The organism is Caldalkalibacillus salinus (assembly GCF_016745835.1).
In the GTDB taxonomy this organism is placed as follows: domain Bacteria; phylum Bacillota; class Bacilli; order Caldalkalibacillales; family JCM-10596; genus Caldalkalibacillus_A; species Caldalkalibacillus_A salinus.
Genome location: NZ_JAERVL010000001.1, coordinates 801,150 through 820,610 on the forward strand (window position 1 = coordinate 801,150; position 19,461 = coordinate 820,610).

At 40.2% G+C, this 19,461-nt stretch carries 23 protein-coding genes and 3 pseudogenes; 21 read left to right on the forward strand and 5 right to left on the reverse strand.

The genetic code is table 11. From position 1 onward, the window contains the following. Positions 1 to 3 precede the first annotated feature (3 nt). Together JKM87_RS03585 and JKM87_RS03590 are read left to right on the forward strand one after the other, a co-directional pair. Complete coding sequence (locus JKM87_RS03585) at positions 4 to 837, forward strand: carbohydrate ABC transporter permease (RefSeq protein ID WP_202077924.1); 834 nt, start codon at positions 4 to 6, stop codon at positions 835 to 837. A gap of 249 nt (positions 838 to 1,086) precedes the next feature. Beyond that, positions 1,087 to 1,386 (forward strand): putative quinol monooxygenase, encoded by a 300-nt coding sequence (locus tag JKM87_RS03590; protein WP_202077926.1) that lies wholly within the window; start codon positions 1,087 to 1,089, stop codon positions 1,384 to 1,386. Positions 1,387 to 1,603: 217 nt separating this feature from the next. On the opposite strand, the gene JKM87_RS18155 is transcribed toward JKM87_RS03590, so the two are convergent. The 3 genes from JKM87_RS18155 to JKM87_RS03605 all read right to left on the reverse strand — a co-directional run bounded on the left by JKM87_RS18155 (position 1,604) and on the right by JKM87_RS03605 (position 3,814). Next, positions 1,604 to 2,422, reverse strand: coding sequence for an SRPBCC family protein (locus JKM87_RS18155; protein WP_336885119.1), 819 nt, complete (start codon positions 2,420 to 2,422; stop codon positions 1,604 to 1,606). 56 nt (positions 2,423 to 2,478) lie between these two features. Beyond that, complete coding sequence (locus JKM87_RS03600; RefSeq protein WP_202077930.1) at positions 2,479 to 3,009, reverse strand: MerR family transcriptional regulator; 531 nt, start codon at positions 3,007 to 3,009, stop codon at positions 2,479 to 2,481. A gap of 181 nt (positions 3,010 to 3,190) precedes the next feature. Beyond that, the gene (locus tag JKM87_RS03605) at positions 3,191 to 3,814 is read right to left on the reverse strand and encodes a CGNR zinc finger domain-containing protein (RefSeq protein ID WP_202077932.1); all 624 of its coding nucleotides are present in this window, start codon (positions 3,812 to 3,814) and stop codon (positions 3,191 to 3,193) included. A gap of 338 nt (positions 3,815 to 4,152) precedes the next feature. Between JKM87_RS03605 and JKM87_RS03610 the strand changes: the two genes are divergently transcribed. The 5 genes from JKM87_RS03610 to JKM87_RS03625 all read left to right on the forward strand — a co-directional run bounded on the left by JKM87_RS03610 (position 4,153) and on the right by JKM87_RS03625 (position 7,246). Next, positions 4,153 to 4,620 (forward strand): hypothetical protein, encoded by a 468-nt coding sequence (locus tag JKM87_RS03610; protein ID WP_202077934.1) that lies wholly within the window; start codon positions 4,153 to 4,155, stop codon positions 4,618 to 4,620. Positions 4,621 to 5,214: 594 nt separating this feature from the next. After that, positions 5,215 to 5,481: a hypothetical protein gene (locus JKM87_RS03615; RefSeq protein WP_202077936.1), complete on the forward strand. Its 267-nt coding sequence runs from the start codon at positions 5,215 to 5,217 to the stop codon at positions 5,479 to 5,481. Next, positions 5,478 to 5,861 carry an aspartyl protease family protein gene (locus JKM87_RS03620; protein WP_202077938.1) on the forward strand — a complete coding sequence of 128 codons (384 nt, stop codon included), beginning with the start codon at positions 5,478 to 5,480 and terminating at the stop codon, positions 5,859 to 5,861. Before JKM87_RS03615 ends, JKM87_RS03620 begins: the two co-directional genes overlap by 4 nt. A gap of 383 nt (positions 5,862 to 6,244) precedes the next feature. Continuing rightward, positions 6,245 to 6,325: a putative holin-like toxin gene (locus tag JKM87_RS18015; protein ID WP_272899171.1), complete on the forward strand. Its 81-nt coding sequence runs from the start codon at positions 6,245 to 6,247 to the stop codon at positions 6,323 to 6,325. 468 nt (positions 6,326 to 6,793) lie between these two features. Then, positions 6,794 to 7,246, forward strand: a complete 453-nt coding sequence (locus tag JKM87_RS03625; RefSeq protein ID WP_202077940.1) for a DUF4279 domain-containing protein — start codon at positions 6,794 to 6,796, stop codon at positions 7,244 to 7,246. Between the two features lie 272 nt (positions 7,247 to 7,518). Here the strand turns inward: JKM87_RS03625 and JKM87_RS03635 are convergent. Next, positions 7,519 to 8,041: pseudogene (locus JKM87_RS03635) on the reverse strand (IS256 family transposase); the annotation flags it as partial. On the opposite strand from JKM87_RS03635, the pseudogene JKM87_RS17835 reads away from it, so the two are divergent. The 4 genes and pseudogenes from JKM87_RS17835 to JKM87_RS03650 form a co-directional block, all read left to right on the forward strand. Continuing rightward, positions 8,034 to 8,201: pseudogene (locus JKM87_RS17835) on the forward strand (VOC family protein); the annotation flags it as partial. The pseudogenes JKM87_RS03635 and JKM87_RS17835 overlap by 8 nt on opposite strands. Positions 8,202 to 8,794: 593 nt before the next feature. Then, entirely contained in the window at positions 8,795 to 9,133 is a 339-nt protein-coding gene (locus JKM87_RS03640; RefSeq protein ID WP_202077946.1) for an ArsR/SmtB family transcription factor, read from the forward strand. Then, complete coding sequence (locus tag JKM87_RS03645; protein ID WP_236838527.1) at positions 9,130 to 9,600, forward strand: SRPBCC family protein; 471 nt, start codon at positions 9,130 to 9,132, stop codon at positions 9,598 to 9,600. The genes JKM87_RS03640 and JKM87_RS03645 overlap by 4 nt, the downstream gene beginning before the upstream one ends. A 645-nt stretch (positions 9,601 to 10,245) precedes the next feature. Next, positions 10,246 to 11,055: a DUF899 domain-containing protein gene (locus tag JKM87_RS03650; protein WP_202077948.1), complete on the forward strand. Its 810-nt coding sequence runs from the start codon at positions 10,246 to 10,248 to the stop codon at positions 11,053 to 11,055. A 170-nt stretch (positions 11,056 to 11,225) separates the two neighbouring features. Here the strand turns inward: JKM87_RS03650 and JKM87_RS18160 are convergent, their stop codons facing one another. Continuing rightward, a complete protein-coding gene (locus JKM87_RS18160; protein WP_336885120.1) occupies positions 11,226 to 11,390 on the reverse strand; it encodes a hypothetical protein in 165 nt (54 codons plus the stop codon). Between JKM87_RS18160 and JKM87_RS03655 the strand changes: the two genes are divergently transcribed. The 10 genes and pseudogenes from JKM87_RS03655 to JKM87_RS03695 form a co-directional block, all read left to right on the forward strand. Continuing rightward, positions 11,379 to 11,597 carry a hypothetical protein gene (locus JKM87_RS03655; RefSeq protein WP_202077950.1) on the forward strand — a complete coding sequence of 73 codons (219 nt, stop codon included), beginning with the start codon at positions 11,379 to 11,381 and terminating at the stop codon, positions 11,595 to 11,597. The genes JKM87_RS18160 and JKM87_RS03655 overlap by 12 nt on opposite strands. Positions 11,598 to 12,263: 666 nt before the next feature. Beyond that, entirely contained in the window at positions 12,264 to 12,749 is a 486-nt protein-coding gene (locus tag JKM87_RS03660) for a GNAT family N-acetyltransferase (protein ID WP_202077953.1), read from the forward strand. Positions 12,750 to 13,002: 253 nt separating this feature from the next. Further along, positions 13,003 to 13,710 (forward strand): Type 1 glutamine amidotransferase-like domain-containing protein, encoded by a 708-nt coding sequence (locus tag JKM87_RS03665; RefSeq protein ID WP_202077955.1) that lies wholly within the window; start codon positions 13,003 to 13,005, stop codon positions 13,708 to 13,710. Positions 13,711 to 13,999: 289 nt separating this feature from the next. After that, positions 14,000 to 14,563: a hypothetical protein gene (locus JKM87_RS03670; RefSeq protein ID WP_202077957.1), complete on the forward strand. Its 564-nt coding sequence runs from the start codon at positions 14,000 to 14,002 to the stop codon at positions 14,561 to 14,563. Between the two features lie 197 nt (positions 14,564 to 14,760). Beyond that, positions 14,761 to 15,558 carry a PhzF family phenazine biosynthesis protein gene (locus tag JKM87_RS03675; protein ID WP_202077959.1) on the forward strand — a complete coding sequence of 266 codons (798 nt, stop codon included), beginning with the start codon at positions 14,761 to 14,763 and terminating at the stop codon, positions 15,556 to 15,558. A 15-nt stretch (positions 15,559 to 15,573) separates the two neighbouring features. Then, positions 15,574 to 16,046 (forward strand): annotated as a pseudogene (locus tag JKM87_RS03680) (GNAT family N-acetyltransferase). Positions 16,047 to 16,571: 525 nt separating this feature from the next. Further along, the gene (locus JKM87_RS03685) at positions 16,572 to 16,814 is read left to right on the forward strand and encodes a hypothetical protein (RefSeq protein ID WP_202077961.1); all 243 of its coding nucleotides are present in this window, start codon (positions 16,572 to 16,574) and stop codon (positions 16,812 to 16,814) included. A gap of 325 nt (positions 16,815 to 17,139) precedes the next feature. Next, positions 17,140 to 17,916: a class I SAM-dependent methyltransferase gene (locus tag JKM87_RS03690; RefSeq protein WP_202077963.1), complete on the forward strand. Its 777-nt coding sequence runs from the start codon at positions 17,140 to 17,142 to the stop codon at positions 17,914 to 17,916. Between the two features lie 360 nt (positions 17,917 to 18,276). Further along, positions 18,277 to 18,366, forward strand: a complete 90-nt coding sequence (locus JKM87_RS18245; protein ID WP_419761830.1) for a putative holin-like toxin — start codon at positions 18,277 to 18,279, stop codon at positions 18,364 to 18,366. Positions 18,367 to 19,237: 871 nt separating this feature from the next. Then, positions 19,238 to 19,461 (forward strand): hypothetical protein (locus JKM87_RS03695; protein ID WP_202077965.1); only part of this gene is annotated, 224 nt, incomplete at its 3' end.

Consider the following 19,461-nt stretch of genomic DNA (forward strand, 5'->3'; position numbering starts at 1 on the left):
TCGATGAATAATGCTTTGACACCGTTTCGTTTTCGTCGCGTGTTCTTGTACGCTTCTTTGATCTTGATGGGTTTGGTTTTCATCATGCCTATCTATGTGATGCTGATCACGAGTTTAAAGCCGATCGATGAAGTGTCACTATCCCGTATGTGGGAACTGCCCACTGCGATATCGTTCGATTCATATCAATACGCTTTTGAACGCCTTGCACCGAGTCTATTAAACACGATTTATTTAGTTGTACCCGCCACGATTTTGTCCGCTTTGTTCGGCTCCTTAAATGGGTATGTCTTGTCTAAATGGCGGTTTAAAGGATCGGAGTGGATATTTACCGCCATCTTATTCGGCATGTTTATTCCGTATCAAAGTATTCTCATTCCGCTCATAGACTTTCTGAGAACGATTGGCTTGTACAACTCCATTCCAGGGCTTATTCTCGTTCATGTTGTGTACGGTATTCCGATCACAACATTAATCTTTAGAAACTTTTATGCGGCCATTCCAACCAGTTTGCTAGAAGCAGCCAAAATTGACGGAACGGGCTTCTTAGGCATCTACCGCCACATCGTACTCCCTTTGTCCATTTCCGGGTTTGTGGTGGTCTGTATCTGGCAATTTACGAACATCTGGAATGAATTCTTATTCGCGGTAAGCATCACCAGTACAGGATCACAACCGGTGATGGTTGCGTTACAGAATCTATCGGGCAGCCAAATTGTGCATTGGAATGTGCAGATGGCCGGTGCATTACTAGCAGCGTTACCCACTATGCTTGTCTACGTTTTTCTCGGGAAGTATTTCGTTCGTGGTTTGCTTGCAGGTTCAGTGAAAGGGTAGAAATGAGGGCGTTCGGACTAACGCAGGAAATCTGTAAGTATAGTACTATAAAAGCGACGTGTAAAATAAAACTCCAAATAAAGCTCATAGTGGCCATTCTAGAAGAGAATGGCTTTTTTATCTGCTTAAATTATGATACACGAACGTCATGATACGCAACTAAAAACAGCAATCAAAAAGAAATTGGTATTCAATATGCGTGCTATACTTTTTGATATTATGAAAAAGATATGTATGAGGAGGATTTTCATGAGTGCAAATAAGGTGATTATAGCAGGATGGTATACCGTTGATCCGAGTAAGCGTGACGAAGTTGTGAAAGCACACGAGCCCCTTGTAAAACGTGCACGGCAATCTCCTGGATGCCTTGATCTGGCCATAACGGCGGATCCTGTTGATCCAGCGAGAATCAACAATTTCGAGTTTTGGCAGTCAGAAGAGGATTTGCAATCGTTTCGTGCTATAGCCAATCCCCCAAAGCAGATCACTCCGATGATAAGCGTAGAAGTGCAAAAGCATGAAATAAAGAAATCAGGACCGCCATTTTAAGCGAGTTCTAGACTAGAACAGCAGATTTATCTCCAATCAATCATGCGCGTTCACCTATATGTGTGGTTTTCAGTTTTCAGAAGGAGTCATTGACTTGACTCATCCAAAAGCACGGTATCACAGGTCATTGACGAACTTCAATAGACTCTGTGACACCGTGTAATGTTGTTTTTTCGAGTGACATGCTCAATTGTTCAATGGTGTCTAACGTAACGCATTACGCTTCCATTTCCTTCAGAATCGCCTCCAGCTTGTCGAAATTTTGCTCGTTGCCTTCAGACACGAATCTTTGAACTTTATCCCGTTCAGCCTTTGTGTCAAAAAGCATGGTCCAAGTCAATTCTGTCTTTTCATCAAGTTCGACAAAGGTCATCGTCAAGAAAAACTGGTGAACAGGTTCCAAATGGCGGAGAACGATCCGCTGAGGCCTTACAACTTCGATAAATTCACTTTTGTTTTCATGATCCTTTCCGTCCGGTCCGTGCATGACGTACTTCCAAATACCACCCGGACGCATGTCGAATTGTTGAATGGTATTCGTAAAGCCTTTTGGCCCCCACCATTGCGCAAGAAATTCTGGCTCACTGATCGCCCTGAGTATTTGCTCTCGCCGCGCATGTAACACCCGTGTATTGACGACCTCTCGCTCCATTCTGGATTGGACCGCTTCGTCCAGTTTGTCTAGCATGATTTCTGTCCCGTGTTTGCGAATTTCTGGCGTATCATGCCCGTCTAAAAAGACCCCTTGTTCGGTGTATGTAAGCCTCGTTCCGTTGTTTTCTATGGGTTGAAATTCCACAGTCACTAGAGATACCGATATTCTTGTGTCTCCATTATTCATCGTGTACGTATAGACGATGCGGCGATCCTGAACAATGTCCTGATAGCAGGCTTCAAAAGTAAATACCGGTCCATCCGGCGGACCTCCCTGGTTCGTCTCCTTGCCGCCTACCTTAAAATTAAACGAATCCGGCTCGGCAAACCATTGCGACTTCACTTCAGGATGGGACCAAGCGGTAAATACCTGCGCAGGCAAAGCATCGAACTGTTTTTCAACAACGAAGGTATCATGAGCAGTCAATCGGTTTTCCATCAAGTATCATCCTCTTCATTTTTATTTTCTGAGCTACTGATTATGAAATTCCCCAGACGATGTAAACGGTGTTCAATTTCTTTCTGACGATTGGCAAAATACTGATTGTGATTTTCTCTCATCAACTGTAGCAAGCGGGTAAAGTCCTCGATTGTCAGTGAAGAGCCGGATTGCATAAGTTTCGACACGTTTTCTAATTCTTTCAGCAACCTCTGTTGCTTGTCAAGATTTGCTTTAATTCGCTCCATTTGCATGAGCACAACTTCCAACGGGTCAATTTGTTCATTAAGCAGTATCAATTTTACTTTCCCTAGAGTCAGTCCCAGTTCCTTCAACGCCTGAATCTGTTGCAAGCGGGCGATATCCTTTTCGTTGTATAGTCGATGTCCTGCCTCCGTATGCCCAGATGGCGTCAGTAATCCGATCTGATCATAATATCGGAGGGTCCGAATCGACAGCCCCGTCAGCTCCGCCAGTTCTCCAACTTTCCATGCATGGTTTTCGATGATCACCCCTCCATATGCGCGCATATTTTTTTACCGGTACATTGATTATAAGACATGACGTTGCGTAAGGGGCAAGGGAAAGTTCACACTAAATTTATAATTTAATCACAGCATTATGTTTCATGTAGAAAGACGCATTCCTCCTGAAATGCGCCCTTAACGTAATACTGGATTATCAAAGCAAAATAACACCGTATTAGGACTATTACTTTTTATTATGATAAAATCGCTTTGCTTTTGCACGATTCCCGCAGTCTGACATCGAACACCAACGTCTGCTACGATTGCGGCTTGTATCCAAAAACAGCCAACCACACGGAGCCCCTTCACACTTTTTCACTCTACTTAGTTCTTTTCCAGAAATAAGAATATCTATAGCAGATTGAATAATCGGTGGAAGCATACCGTCTAATGTTTCTTCACAATCTATAAATTCCAATGAAAATTTATTTTCATCAGGCACTACTCGCAACCTCCCGTAAGCATTGCCTAAGGCTTTATTCAAAATAGAAAGATCTTTAGAGGCTGGTGTTTCATTGTTTGATACTAAACTAAATATTCGGTAAATCGATTCGCGCAGCTCAATAGCTTGATGGAGAACCTCTTTTGCCTTAGAAGGTCGATTTTCTGCTTTTTTTAGTAGTGAAAGCGATTGTTGTTTCTTAAGAATATTGGCATGCAAACTCCAGTTCACCAGCTTCTCGTAACTCGTCAGCATCTCCTGTGATTTCTCACTGCTATCGTGCCAACTTACTGTATTGGCAAAATCCAAACACAAACGTCCGCCAAGCAAATCATGCTTGTGTGCATCTTTATTTATATCAGACATGTGACTTCTCCTTGTCTTACCGTAAGTATTTTGACAGTCCAGGCAATATAACTTTTATTTTTCCTTATAGCCATTAACCATTATAAAAGGTATTGACAGTTAGAAGCAACCGCATTACAATGTAACCATCAAAATCACTATAGAGGGTTATATACATCTGAGAGCAATGTACTGATTTCACTCGACATTCGTTTTGTAAAAGTATCTTTGAAATCGGTTCGCAAAGGATGTCGCCCACTACGGGTAAATCAATTATTATGATGATTTTAATGGGAGCAGTTGGTTTTTCAATTGGCAGTTGTGTGTATGCATAACAAAAACTTATTGGAGGGGCTAAAATGAGTGAAGCATTAAAAAACTCGGTTAAAACAATGGTAAAGGAAACATTCGAAGGACCCCCATCTCCTGTAAAAGGAAGTTGGTTTACAGAAGTTGAACCGAATTCCGGAATTTTTGGTGTAATAGAGGGAATGTCTTGCGACGAAGCTTCAATGTCAGTTCATGGAACAACATTGGCAGCACATACTGATCACGTCCGCTATCACATGTGGGGAATAAACGAAATCTTTAAAAAAGGTAAACAACCGGAAATGGATTGGGGAGAGAGTTGGGATATTCATTCAGTAGATGAACAGCAATGGAGCCGAATTCAGGAAGGATTGCGAAATGAATACTTAACACTTTTGGAATCAATTGACGCTATTGAATGGAATGAACTATTGGCTAATGAAGTGTTATCGTCTTTGGCTCATTCAGTATATCATCTTGGAGCCATTCGACAAATGTTAAAAGTAGTCAAGGCGTAGCTTTGGCATAAACCTTGATCAAAATGGACTCCTTTCTAAAAACTTAAGTTTCAGTTTAAAAAAGATTGATTATGAATGGAATATCGTTACTAGTGGGGGTAAAGGAGCACCTGTCGAGTTTAGAGCAATATATGATATTAACCCCTTCATTAATGGTCTTTCTACAAGGCGAGTCGCTGATCCAGATCAACGTCAAAATTGACCACAGGGAGTAATATAGTTATCAATTATAAGTTAACGAATCGTTTCGAAGAGCAGCATAAATCAAATCCCCCGACATTCGGCCATTTAGTCGACTTCGGGGGATTTTTACCCTCGGCATAATAACGCGAAAATAGGCCCCAGAATGACAAAGGCTATCTCGTCTTTCCTCGTTTTTCTTCGATCTTATATCGGAAAAAGAGGGATTTGTAGATATTATATAGAGCTTTAAAAGATATATAAGACATCATTCGTATAATATCCTAAATGGAAGTGTTTACGACTTGGTTCGTAAATAAGAAATTAGCTGACATAGGTAGATTAATCTGGATATACAAAGTAATTGCCTATATAGTAAAATGGAATTAAAAGTTATACAAGGGGGGATTTGATATGAAATGGGAAGAGATAAGAAATCAATATCCAGACAGTTGGGTCCTCGTAGAAGCTTTAAAGGCTGAATCTAAAGACAACCGACGTGAAATCGAAGAAATGTCAGTCATTTCGGAGTTCAATAATTCTGTTGAAGCATGGAAAGGTTACAAATATTTACATTTGAAGGATCGAAGTCGAGAATTGTATATTTTCCATACTTGTAACAAGGACATTGAAGTTATTGAAGAGCAGTTTACCGGGGTTAGGAGCAGGAGATATCAGTGAAAATTAATATTGAAAACGGACTACCTATCATTTCGGTTAAACTGAAGTATAACGACAAAATGATGACTTTAAAGCAAGTATTAATTGATACAGGTTCTTCCAATACTATATTTGATACAGATCTAGTTCAAGAGATAGGCTTAAGTATTGATCCGACTTATGGGAAAGCAAGAAGGATGTATGGTGTTGGTGGGGAGAGTGAATTATGCTATGAGCAACCCGTGTCGAATCTTGAGATATATTCATACTTGTTGGATAATTTTTTGATACAGTTAGGAATCACTCGAGAAACTTACGGTTTTGATGGCATTATTGGCACTGATTTTATTGAAAAAAACCAATTAATTCTAGATTTTAAGAAGATGGTTGTATATACATAGGTACTAAGTAGAAGCTAATCAAGACTACGTCATGTAACAACGTATTTACGCTACGGGGACAAGCCCCTTGGTTGTTAGAAGGAATGTTTCAAAACTCAATCATACAACAAACGACCCAGCCCAAGATAAGAGCTATCTAGGGCTGGGTCGTATCGTAAATACTGAAACGTTATACGACAGAACGAAGTTACTGTATTAAGACTTAAACATTTTTAAAATACTAAAACAACTTAAATGATAGAACACATTTAAAGATTTATAGAAAAAATGGTTATTTTTTATTAGAAACATATATTCGCATCGAGGAATTTTTGGTATAATATGGATGCAATAGAATCGGCTCTCAAGGGCGGCTGGCTTCATCTCCGGAAAGAGGTGGTGCTATGAAAGTAAAAGATGCTTTATTCTTGATGCTCATGTTCGGCATGTTCATCTTGGCATTACTTTCCTACTTAACAAAGTAGACCTCCCTTGAGCCTTGGAAAGCAAAGGAGGTCTAACTTCTGCACTTTCTATTTAGCTGATTGCCCTTGAAGGGTCATGCTATTGCTTGACCGTAGGTGCTAGTAACATCTGCGGTCTCTTTAAAAGCATATACATTAAAACACATTTAAAAACCTTCATTTAAAATCATTTTAACACATACAGAAATATTTTGGAAGAAAAATACATAATTTTAAGTGGTATTGACTGCGGCAAACATCATGAAACAAGAGTTGTAAGTATCTCGGAGTTCAGTCGAAAAAAGCATTTCTAGGTTCAGGCTTCACCTGTAAGGCTCATGGACGTCGTGAATACGAAACGTTATATGACATCAGCGTATTCTGGTGCGGTCGTCCATGGCCGCAATTGTGAACGCACAAACTGCTTGATTTATGGAGACTAATTCATCTATTTTTGCAACTTAAAAAGATAAAAGTAAGAGGTTAAAAATGGAAAAAACTAACACATATACTTACTTTGGAATAACAAGTAATGGAGAAATTGACCATAGAGGATTGGTTGCTAATGAAAATGGGATATTTAATACAGATGAGATAACTGAATTGCTTGGAATACAACCTTTTAAGTGTTGGAATTATGGTGATATAAGAAGGAATGGATCGAAGTATTTATTTTCTAACTGGGGTGCTGAAAAATCTGATATAGAAAGGTTAGATGTAGAAGCACAATGCATGGACACAATTAAAAATCTAAAAAATAAAATACCACAATTAAAACAAATCAAAGAACAATACGATGTAGAATTTGCAATAATGATTGTACCTAGTATTTATGGAGATGAAAAGCCACTTATGAGTTTTAATGTTGAGATAATTGAATTTTGCTACTTAACAGGGACAACCATCGAGATTGATATGTATTTGTACCCTAATGAAGAATAAGTCACTAAATTAAGTTAAACGAGAAAGGGGTTGCCGTCCATGGCAACCTCTGAACAAAGAAGACATCGCCATCCGATAACAATATGTTCACGCTGTGCCGCGCGTGGGCGGTTTGGTCACTGTAGTATTGAGGCAAAGAAGTAGAATCAGCGACACACCCCATTCGCCAACCGAGTCAGTTCATGAGCGTCGTAGATACGGAACGTTATCCGAAAGAATCATTTTAGAAAAAATATTCCAGGGGGTATTCAATTGAAAATAGCATTGAAAGACCAAAAACAACCGACGAACGATTTACGGATGGCTTTCGCTAGGCCCTTGTGGGCATCCGAAATCACAAGCCATGCGTCCTGTAGCCCTCTAGCTTTCAGGTTTTCGAACAAGGTGTGATACGTGGCTTCCGATTCGTCTTGCATGGGTTCAATGGCTAAAATCTCGCGTTGCCTTCCAGATCCATGCCGACCACCATTTGCACCGCCATATTTACAACACGGTGGCCGTCACGAATTTTTTCGTACAATGCATCCACCAAAAGCACGGGATAGGTAGTGGCTAGCGGACGATGGCGGAAAGCCTCGACTTGTTCATTTAACTCATGCGTGATGTGCGAGACTTGGCCTCGTGAGACCGACTCGATCCCGAGCGGACTTGCCAGTTTCTTGATCTTCGGAGTAGATACACCATGAATATACGCTTCTTGAATGACTTGCAAATGTGCTGTTTCCGAGCCGATTTCTCCGTGACGAAGAAGGGGACGTAGCCGCCTTTTCGAAGCTTTTGAACAAAGAGATACATAGCCTTTGCTGTTGAAGATATTGAAGCCCTTGTTGCCAAATTGAAAAAGGAAGGCACGGGACTTATTGGTGAGATACAAAACTACGAAAACGCTTATAAATTATGCTACGTTCGTGGACCAGAAGGAATTATTTTAGAGTTGGCGGAGCAAATCAAATAAATATTGACGGGACTTTGTTAAGCTATCGGGCGCTTTAATGAAGTAATGAAAAGGTCCAGTTTCTCTAAAGTTTTCGGAGAAGTTGGGCTTTTTAGTATCGGATTCCTTATCGTTGTAAATTCACGGTTATCTTAACTCGCAAAGAGAAAACCTTTGTCTATCAATACTTTATTCATTTTTGCCATGTAAACAACGTATTCGTCTTGACAATGAGCGTCGCGGCATCAGATTCTAACCTCTTGGCCGACACTTGTGAAACGGTTATCCGATGCCTTCTCATTGTAAAGACATCACTACGCTAAATACGTTGTTTACAGAGTTAAAATAACTTTTTTACAAAGTAACATTTTGGACGGTTTTCTTTACTTTGTATACTATGAATAGCGCGTTTGTAGCTAGTTAAGATAACCGCATTTTCCTGATGATATACCACTAAGGCTGTATGAATTCGTCATCGATCCCCTGCTTTTTAAGCCAGGTCAACAGATGTAGGACAGATTTCGCACCAGACCGGCTTCCTCCGACTATCAGCTTGACATGACAACACATTGTAGTATATATTTAATAATATACTTAATTAAGGAGTGGGTTAATTGACTACGAAGGACTCACTCAGCCTCATCTTTGCTGCGCTCGCCGATCCGACGCGCCGAAACATCCTGACCAGGTTGTCACAGAGGGCCGCAACAGTCGGGGAGATCGCCCAGCTCTTTGAGATAAGCTCACCCGCGATCTCCCAGCACCTCAAAGTGCTGGAGCGAGCAGGGCTGATCGAACGCACAGCGAACGCACAGTGGCGGACCCTGACGTTACGCACAGAGCCTCTCGATGAAGCATCAGCCTGGGTCGAGAAGCACCGCCGCGAGTGGAACCAGCGCTTCGACGCACTGGAAGAACACCTTAAGACCATGACCAAAAAGGAGGAACAATGAATATGCCCAATGATTCAAAAGGAACAATGAATGTGCCTACACCCGTACCGGAGTTCACCATCACTCGCACCCTGAACGCCCGCCGCGAACTCGTGTGGTGCGCCTGGACCGAGGAGAAAGAACTCGTCAACTGGTTGCCTTCGACACCCCTGGAGTCCATCTCCTTCGACGTACGAAAAGGCGGTTGCTACCGTTACACGATGGTCAACACTGAGACCGGCGAGGAGTATCCTACCGGAGGTGTGTTCCTCGACGTTGTACCTTTCGAACGGCTCGTCTTCACCTGGGGTCACCCCGACGATCCCATCCAGAAATCCCCTGTCGTGACTCTAACCCTTACGGAGCACGGCGACTGCACTAAGATGATCTTCCACCTACGCGGATTCGCCGGTTACCCCGGTGATCAGTACGTGTATGATGGCTGGTCTGACGCACTCGACGATCTGATGACGCACCTGAGCGACTAAAAGCAGTAGACGGCGAGCAAGAACTGAGAAGGAGCCTTCATGGATCCTCTTCGCAGATGGCTACTCGCAAGATGCATAAATCGCCACCGGTCAAGTCCCACCGGTCGACCGCGACGGAATGTGACGTCCTTCCCACCAGGTCCTCGTCGGCTTTGGTACGGGTGTCCGATCGGTATGCAGAACGTCGCGGCGACGGTCGTTGCCGGCTAACGCCGGCAATCGTCACCAGTGCAGACGTCGTCGATTAAACATCCCCTTTAAAAGGTTTTCATCAATTCGTCAGAAGGGCTAGTAATCCTTTGTCGAATTTAGAGGTCGGAAATAGCTGATAAAACATATTTGACTAAAGGATGGGGATATGTTGCAGCTCTTGCACTGCGTAATAACAGTCTTCCAAAAAAAAAAGGGTACTTTAAGCAATAATCTTCTCGAGTCTTATCTTGAGTATCCTTTCAGTGTTGATGTTCCGGGACAATTTTCAACAATCGGGTTCACTTATTGAAATAAGACAATGTCCCTTTTCTTTAATCGGCCAGTTAATTGATAAATCGATGACAAGAAAATAAAGGAGGTGTTTTAGCAATGTAGGAAAAGTCTATAGCAATTGTTTGAGATAGGCTTAAGAACAAAAAAGGAGAAGATGATATGAAAAAAAATCAAAAACATCTGCAACTACCAAATGTCGTGTCCCGAGACGAATGGCTTGTGGATCGTAAGGAACTGCTGGCCAAAGAGAAGGAGTTCACTAGAGCACGGGATGCGCTGAATGCCGAGCGTCGACGACTTCCAATGGTAGAGATTAATAAAGATTATGTCTTCGATGGTCCGCATGGTAAAACCAGTCTACTTGATCTGTTTGAAGGACGTCCTCAGCTTATCGTGAAGCACTTCATGTTCGATCCTGATTGGGAAGCAGGTTGTCCGGCTTGCTCACTCGCTACGGACAACATCGGCCATCTCGCCCACCTGCATGCACGAAATACGTCACTGGTTCTGATATCCCGTGCTCCACTTCCCAAGCTCCAACTCTACAAGGAGCGCATGGGTTGGAACATTCCTTGGTACTCGTCCTTCGATAGCGACTTTAACTATGACTTTCATGCTACGCTGGACGAATCCGTCGCACCGATCGAATACAACTACTTGACCAAGGATGAGCTTGTTAAGAAAGATGTCCCCCTTGATTCCGTACAGTCAATGGAAGTGCCTGGCTTTAGTACCTTTCTTCGCGATGGTAAAAGAATTTTTCACACGTATACGACTTACGCCCGTGGAACTGACCTACTAATTGGCACCTTCAACTACCTCGATTTAACAGCTCTTGGCAGGCAGGAGGACTGGGAACTGCCACCTGGACGCAGTGACGGCAACGGCAAGACATGGCTTCGTCGTCATGACGAATATGAACACTCTTTTGAATCTTCTTGCTGCCATTCAAAGAAGAGCAATTTATAATCAATGTAAGTCATCTGTTTTGCAAATGGCAGATGAGTCTATCAAAATACTTCAAGATCACGGTAAACCAAGTGGCTCATTAAAAATAGGTGTTGTTGGAACGGGTTACGTGCGGAAATTTCATGAACCTAATTGCTTCTTATCAATCGAGGTATGAAGCTTTTGCAGATCTAGTTAAGGAGAAAGGCCTGTAAAATAGATGGCTCCTGAAAATCGATGTCGGTGACTTTGAGATTTGTAAGTTCTTTCAATCGGATACCGCTGTCAAGCAAAACCAGCATCATCACATAGTTACGATAGCCGGTAAAGGTCGAGCGATTGGGATGGGCAAACAAGCGCTGCAGGTGACCTTCTGTAAAAGTGTGGGCGATCGTGGGTTTGACTTGAAACGGTTTGAGGTCGGAAGCGATAATGGCTTTCAGAAATCCTTCCGCAGCAAGAAATTTGAAAAATTCCTTGAGAATGCAGAGGTTGCAATTGACGTTCGGATCGCCAGTCCTTCTTGCAGCATATCCGGAATGATTTTGTGGGTGAGATCGTAGGCATTCAAATCATGAACAAGAAGCTGCCGAGCCTCCAGACAATGGTAGAACTTTCTTAAACCGTTGCGATAACGCCGAATGGATCCTGCCGTGAATTGCGGACTCTGCATTCCTGCAAGGAGTCGCTCGCCATCTTGTTGAACTCAATGGACGAGTCGATCTTAGACAGGTTTTTTTGCTGATTCGAGTTTGTGGACATTGCGCATTTCCTCCTTGAAGGTAATGCGCGGTCAAAAGATATGCGAAGCTGGAAGGGGAATTGCGTAAAACATTTCGATATACGATCTCGCATAACTTTCGGGGTTATTTTCGTAAATATCGAAAAGCTGTCAAACCGCTGAAGCCGTTGATACATAAGGCTTTATCGGCAGATGGGGAATGCTTGATCGCCTCCTTGCCCCTCGTATAACAACGCATTCACGCATCGGGACTGGCTTTGCCAGACCCTCGGTCTTAAGAGGCATTTCGAAGAAGCGGACTCAGGCGACAACCCTCACTGACTAAGCGCATCGCGGCCCCTCACTACGTTCACTTTAGTCGGTGAGGTTCGTGAATGCACAAACGTTATAAGAAATGTGACGATTAGTAGAGTCCTCCGTCCATGGCGGGACAGAAATATCATAATAGCCTAAAAAGAAAAAACTTAAGGAAACAAGGAGTTTTGTAATGGAGTATAAGATACAACATATTAATGAGGCGTTAAGAAAACAAGTGGTTGAGCTAATAACACAACAGTGGGGCTCACCTAAAATCGTATCACGTGGTCATATTCACTACATGAATCAATTACCAGGTTTCGTGGCTATAAAAGATAATGGGATTATTGGACTGCTTACATATCATATAGCTGGGGATCAGTGTGAAATTGTGTCTTTGGATAGCCTTGAAAAGAATAGAGGACTAGGAAGTCAGCTGATCAAAGGGGTAGAAAAAATTGCAAGAGAAAAGAAGTGTAAACGTATTTGGTTGATTACCACAAACGATAACATTCGGGCAATCAAATTTTACCAGAAAAGAGGATATGATTTAGTCGCATTACACCAAAAAGCAGTTGAATATGCCAGAAAAATAAAACCCGAAATACCACTGACGGGATATGAAGGGATACCCATACAGCACGAGTTAGAGTTTGAGAAAAGGTTTAAGGTATAAGAAGGGACGCCGTCCATTATGTCTCCTGAACAAGGCAGTCGACACACTTCTTATAACACGTGCATTCATGTATGATGTAGGTCCAGCGAAGTTCATTTCTTAATCATGCTCTTTATCGCGAGACTTGCTGCTCAGAAGAGTAACTGAAAGGCAAGTCTCGCGATAACCTCCACAAAGTGGAGGACGAGCACGCCGTGAATGCCGGGAACGATAGGCGGATTTATTAATACATAAGCCGTACTGGGGTGAAGTTATGAAAAAGCAAATAATAGCAATGGGAGGCGGGGGCTTTTCTATGGAGCCTGATAATCCTCTTTTAGATTTGTATATATTAAGACAATCAAACAAAGTTATTCCAAAATTGTGTTTTGTTCCAACCGCAAGTGGTGATGCCGAAGGATATATTCAAAGGTTTTATAACTCTTTTGAATCACATAAATGTGAAACAAGCCACTTATCTTTATTTAAGCCTCCAACCAAAGATTTAGAAGATTATATTATGTCTAAGGATATTATTTATGTAGGTGGGGGCAATACGAAGAACCTTTTAGTTTTATGGAATGAGTGGGGTCTCAATCAGATTTTTAAGAAAGCTTACGAAAAGGGTATTATCCTTACTGGTCTCAGTGCTGGATCAATATGTTGGTTTGAAGAAGGGGTTACCGATTCTATACCAGGTGAGTTAACCAAACTAGACTGTCTAGGTTTCTTAGAAGGAAGTAATTGTCCACATTATGATGGTGAAGAAGTGAGAAGACCATCATATCATAGACTAATAGAGTCTAAAGAGATTAAACATGGATTTGCTGCGGATGATGGAGTTGCATTACATTTTATAAATGAAGAATTATACAAAGTTGTAAGTTCAAGAGTAAGTGCAAAAGGATATAGGGTGAATGCACAATATAACAAGGTTATGGAAGAACAATTAAACACAACTTACTTAGGGAGTAATACATAATGTTGTGCTCGACTACATCTTATAACACAGTTTTCACGCCTCGACGCGCGAGGGCGGCTTGGTCGCTAGAAGTGAGGGAGGCAAGTTTACATAGAAGAAAGTTCAATACAAAGAAGTAAAATCAGCGACATATCCCATTAGCTAACCAAGTCGGCTCGTCTTTGCCAAGAAGGGCATTTATAGGCTCAGCCTTCGACTGTAAGCTCATGGGCGTCGTATATACGAGAACGTTATGGGAAAGTGAACAATCAAATTTTTCTCTTGAATATAATTTACGGATGTGAAGAAATTGAAAGTTAAAATACTATTGTTGATTCTATGTTGCATATTAATACTTGGAGGTTGTATAAAATCTCCTGAGTATTTTCCAAGTTTAAAAGAAGCTATAGAACATGAATTTAGTTATGGTCATGAGATAAACGTTCATCATGTTGACAAGTTACACGACATTGTCATATTTAGTGTAGATAACGGGAATTTAATATCTGGCTTTTATGATAAGCACAATGGCAAATATCAATATAGTAGTAATAAATCTAGTGGAATTTCAGGTAGAAAAGGGTCCTTGAATAAAAGAGATTTTGTATATTATTACCCATCTGATTTACAAGGTTATAATAATACAATGTTTAGTTTCGGATATGTTAATAAATCCAATAAAATTGAGTATGTTCAGATTGTATATGAATTTTCTGAATCGCAAATCAAAGATAAAATTAATCTGGAGAGCAATTCTTTTTTAAGCATCATTGAAATTCCAGAAAATCAACATTATAAAGAACATTCTATAAGATTTATAACAAAAAATGGTGATGTCCTTAATCATACAGGTAACACTATAAACTTCCCATAACACCGCATTGACGCTCCGCTTAGGCTACGGCCTACGGCACATGCTCTTTGGAAGGATTTGCAGACTGGATGTTGAATAAAGATGAGTAGCAAAATCCTGTGCAAACCTTACTATTAGAAGTGATGCTATGAAGGAGTAAGGACGAGCACATCATCAATACATGAACGTTAGGCGACATATCCAGCTGGAGGTCAAAAATGAATATATATCAAGTGGATACATTCAGTAATGAAATGTTTAAAGGGAATCCTGCTATGGTTTGTATACTAGAAGAAAACAAAAGTGATCATTGGATGTCTAATCTTGCAAAAGAGCTAAATCAACCAGTGACAGCGTTTGTCAGCACAAATAGTTATCCCTACAAAATAAGGTGGTTTACACCAACTCAAGAAATCATGATTTGTGGACATGGTACTTTAGCTGCAAGTTTTATACTATGGGAAACCAATGTGCTACCTGTTAAAGAAAAGATACATTTTCATACTGAAGCTGGCCACCTAACTACGACATATCAAAACGAATGGATACAATTGAAATTCCAAGCCGTAGCACCTATTGAAGTGGAACCACACCCCAAATTGTTAAATGCAATGGGAATCAATAATGTCAACTATATTGGTAAAAACAAGTGGGACTACATTGTTGAAATAGAGAAAGAAGAAGAGCTGATTAGCTTAAAACCGGACTTTGATCTTATATCAAAACTACCAGTAAGAGGCGTAATTGTAACCACAAAATCGAAACAAAAAGAGTATGACTTTATCTCTAGGTTTTTCTCACCTGCTCAGGGAATAAATGAAGATCAAGTTACAGGATCTGCCCATTGTTGTTTAGCACCATATTGGAATAACAAATTACAAAAAGATGAATTTATAGCTTATCAAGCCTCAAAAAGGGGTGGAAAGATTAAGATCAAAGTAAGAGGAGAGGATATATATTTATTTGGTAAGGCTGTCACGGTATATAAAGGAGAACTAAGTAGTAGCGCCGTATAACACGAGCATTCACGAATGATCCGTACGGTAAAAGATTCGGCCTACAACGTAATTATTCCAATAATGAATGAATGGTGGGGTGGTAGACATATGTTTGATATGTTACCAAAGCTATTTTTCATTCACTTTAAGGAAGCTAGTTTTGTTGCAGGAAGAAAGCGGAAAAATTATTGGTTTTATTGTAGGTTTTGTATCTCAGACTTATCCAAATGAAGCTTATATTCATTTGTGGGAGTCAATCCTGAACATAGAAATATCGGTTTGGGACGTGAACTATATACAATATTTATAGATGCAGTAAGAAAAAAGGGATATGATTCAATCCGTTGTGTGACATCACTATTGAATAAAACATCAATACAGTTCATAAAAAAATGGGGTTTGACATAGAACCAGGGGATTATCTAGTTGATGGAGTACCTGTTACAAAGGATTATGATGGGGTCGGAGGAGATCGAGTCTTATTTAAGAAGATGTTGAATATGTGAAACCGTTCAATCTTACTATAAAATTATTTAAAGGATTTATAAATACTAGAACGTAAATGATAAGCATTGTTACTTAGATGTACTTCAAGAAGTTTGAAAGTAATTCAGGCGACGCATTCCCGAGGCTAACCGAGTCGTCTCGATTTCGCTAAGCTAGGAGCTAGCTAAAGCTCAAACTTCGTCTGTAAGCCTCGGAAACGTTGTGAACACATGAACGTTATCTGAAAGCGATGTATTGGTGCGGCCGTCCATGACCGCATTTTAGAACCTTTAAAAAGTACTTTTAAAAATAAGTTGCGAGTATGATTACTATGTTAATTGCCTTTGCATTTGTTAGGGAAATCCTCATTAAAGTTAAAAGTCAACAAGAAAGAAAGCTTTACTGAAATTGTTGTTTGGCTAACGGGCTGTGATCTTTAATATGATGGGCATTGATCCAAGCATGATTAATGCCCCATTTTTATAGAAGTAAAGGTGCAGGTTAGTATAGGACTTTAATCATTGCAAGAATGGGGGGTAAACAGTTTGATAAATAGACGAGTTCTGGTAACGATATTTTTGTTATCTCTATTTACGGGGTGTAATCAACAAAACGATAAAAGTAATGGATTTTTTGTTTTTGCTAAAAATGAAAATATGAATAATGAATTGAGGGAATCACTTTTCAAATGCTTGAATACTGAAGAAATCGAGTATAAGGTTGATAAAGATAAAAATGTGATAATCCAAAAAAAAGACAGTGAGCTTGCAGTTGCACGTTGTTCGTAAAATTTAAATCAAAGTATACATAGTATAACAGCATTGCTTATTGAGCTAAAAAGGGGCTTGTATTTTCAAGCAAGGGGTCCATGGCAACCTCTGAACAGGGAGACATCGCCATCAGATAACACTGTTTTCACGCGTCGGGTGACAAGCACCCTCGGTCGCTAGAGGCTTGAAGACAAAGAAGGATATCAGCGACACATCCCATTCGCCAACCGAGTCGGCTCGCCTTTGCCAAGAAATGCATTTCTAGATTCAGGCATCGCCTGTAAGGCTCATAGGCGTCGGAGATACGAAAGCGTAGGCGAAATTCATTAAGGTGGTGAAGCATATGCCAATTAATTTTCATGATAGTAAGAATAAATCAACATATGCTAAGAGAGAAGCTGAGAGTTGTTGGATTGATAATATTAAGAAGCACGTTGAAGTTATAGGTAAAGAGGTACTCGATATCGGATGTGGAGGTGGAATATATTCAAAAGTGTTTGCACAATCTGAGGCAAAACATGTAACGGGATTAGACTTTTCAGAAGAGATGTTAAAGATGGCAAAAGAAAATTGCAAAAATATAAAAAACATCTCCTTCAAACAGGGCAGTGCTTTTGAAACAGGTATAAAGGAAGAAACTTTTGATATTGTTTTAGAGCGAGCATTAATCCATCATATTAAGGATCTACAATCATGTTTTAAGGAAGCAAATAGAGTGTTAAAGCCTCAAGGGAAACTTATTATTCAAGATAGAACGCCTACAGATTGTTCTCTCCCCGGTAGTATAACTCATATCAGAGGATTCTTTTTCGAAAGATATCCAAAATTATTAGAAAAAGAGTTAAATAGGAGATACACTAGTAAACAGGTTGTATCTATAATGAATGAATCAGGTTTTAAATTGATCAATGAACAAAAGATTTGGGAGACTAGAAAATCATATAGTCACTTTATGCAGCTTAAGCTGGATCTTATGGGGAGAACAGGTCGCTCTATTCTTCATGAACTTACTGATGATGAGTTAAAAGATCTTGTACATTACATAGAACAGAAAATTGGAAGAGAAGAAAAATTAATAGAAGAAGACAGATGGACAGTTTGGATAGCTGAGAAGCTATGAAAATCACCTAGCATTGTATCTACACTGCGGTCGCAGAACGACCTCGGCCTCGGAGGGACATCAAGAAGTAACGCTCGACACATCCAATCGCTAACCGAGTCGGCTTTTCCGAGCCTAAGCTAAGATCTAGCTAAAGCTCGGAAACGTCTGTAACGTCGTAGATACGAAAACGTTATCCAAAAGAATGAATCCTGTATTAAAACCTTATTTAAAGATAAAATCATAAACCACATTATAAATTTATAGAATAATTGTTTGTTTTTGATAGAAACATATATTCGTATTATAAATACATGGTATAATATGGGTGCAATAGAATCGACTCTCAAGGGTGGTCGGCTAGCCTCTGTAAAGGAGGTGATGCCAGTGGAGATTCAAGATGCTTTGATGTTAATGATTTCATTTGCTACTTTAGTCGTCTTGATACTTGCGTTCCACAAAAAGAAGTAGATCTCCCTTGAGCCTTGGAAGCTTGGAGATCTACTCTTTGTTAAATCCATATGTCGATCGCCTTTGAGGCAATCTATTGCAGACCGTAGATGCTACCAACATCTACGGTCTTTATTAGTATATTCAAAAGCCATGTTTCTCATCCCAATTTTACCATAGATGCATACCATTGAAAAGATAAACTGGGCCACAAACCAAATCAAATACAATGGAGTAACGAAGACATCACCTATCACTATATCTATATTTACGTTGCTTTTGGTAGTCATTCAATACACGCCAGTAACACACAACGGGGACGATACGTATATTTGGTCCTTCTCAAGTCTTTTTATTTTTTATTCACTGTATGTCTTCCCATCATATATACTCGGTGGGTTTCCTTATTCAATACTTTCCGAGCATTATTTAAGGAGGATAAATTCGAGGGGAAAGAGGTATTTGTACTCCTTGTTGGTTTATGCATTTGGTGGAACCTTTCTAGGGATCATTTTAACTTTTATGCTTACAAGACAATTGCACTTTCAAGTCTACTATATTGCTATGTTCTCAGTAATTGCTGCACTTCTCTTCATGCATATATCGTTACTACTCGAATTAATCCTGAAGACAATAAAAGAAAGTCTCGCCAATAAGACTACAATATAGTAACGGCTCTACACTTCACGGAGGTTGCTGATCGCTGAGGCAGAAGGTCAATGAAGTATCTCAGCGTGGCCAATAGAGATTTGGTTGCATCTCATTTATCCAACAAGCAAAAAGGCAATATAGAACAGAAGGATATAAAAACGTTGATACGTTACTACGTCATAGCGTGAGTTTATGTGTTGAGCGAAGCTGACCTCGACAAGAATAACAGGAGGGGAAGAAATTGGAGAGCAATAAGTACATAAAACCTTTTATGATTTTCGTTTCCGCGGCTTTAGTGGTGAGTTTAATCGTTAATTTCAATCTATTAACTAGAGTAGGTGAGATAGAAAATAGCGTGTATTCTCTGTCTAACAATCAACATAACATGATCACTGACATCAACGGTCAATCGGAACAAATTCGCCATGTATTAAATGAATTCAAAGAGGAACAGAGCTTGCTCGG

Bases quoted from the DNA above. Each gene is read 5' to 3' on its own strand.
- JKM87_RS03585 (WP_202077924.1), top strand. From the start codon at position 4: ATGAATAATGCTTTGACACCGTTTCGTTTTCGTCGCGTGTTCTTGTAC.
- JKM87_RS03590 (WP_202077926.1), top strand. From the start codon at position 1,087: ATGAGTGCAAATAAGGTGATTATAGCAGGATGGTATACCGTTGATCCG.
- JKM87_RS03600 (WP_202077930.1), bottom strand. From the start codon at position 3,009: ATGCGCGCATATGGAGGGGTGATCATCGAAAACCATGCATGGAAAGTT.
- JKM87_RS03605 (WP_202077932.1), bottom strand. From the start codon at position 3,814: ATGTCTGATATAAATAAAGATGCACACAAGCATGATTTGCTTGGCGGA.
- JKM87_RS03610 (WP_202077934.1), top strand. From the start codon at position 4,153: ATGAGTGAAGCATTAAAAAACTCGGTTAAAACAATGGTAAAGGAAACA.
- JKM87_RS03615 (WP_202077936.1), top strand. From the start codon at position 5,215: ATGAAATGGGAAGAGATAAGAAATCAATATCCAGACAGTTGGGTCCTC.
- JKM87_RS18015 (WP_272899171.1), top strand. From the start codon at position 6,245: ATGAAAGTAAAAGATGCTTTATTCTTGATGCTCATGTTCGGCATGTTC.
- JKM87_RS03625 (WP_202077940.1), top strand. From the start codon at position 6,794: ATGGAAAAAACTAACACATATACTTACTTTGGAATAACAAGTAATGGA.
- JKM87_RS03645 (WP_236838527.1), top strand. From the start codon at position 9,130: ATGAATATGCCCAATGATTCAAAAGGAACAATGAATGTGCCTACACCC.
- JKM87_RS03650 (WP_202077948.1), top strand. From the start codon at position 10,246: ATGAAAAAAAATCAAAAACATCTGCAACTACCAAATGTCGTGTCCCGA.
- JKM87_RS03655 (WP_202077950.1), top strand. From the start codon at position 11,379: ATGGGCAAACAAGCGCTGCAGGTGACCTTCTGTAAAAGTGTGGGCGAT.
- JKM87_RS03660 (WP_202077953.1), top strand. From the start codon at position 12,264: ATGGAGTATAAGATACAACATATTAATGAGGCGTTAAGAAAACAAGTG.
- JKM87_RS03665 (WP_202077955.1), top strand. From the start codon at position 13,003: ATGAAAAAGCAAATAATAGCAATGGGAGGCGGGGGCTTTTCTATGGAG.
- JKM87_RS03675 (WP_202077959.1), top strand. From the start codon at position 14,761: ATGAATATATATCAAGTGGATACATTCAGTAATGAAATGTTTAAAGGG.
- JKM87_RS03690 (WP_202077963.1), top strand. From the start codon at position 17,140: ATGCCAATTAATTTTCATGATAGTAAGAATAAATCAACATATGCTAAG.
- JKM87_RS18245 (WP_419761830.1), top strand. From the start codon at position 18,277: ATGCCAGTGGAGATTCAAGATGCTTTGATGTTAATGATTTCATTTGCT.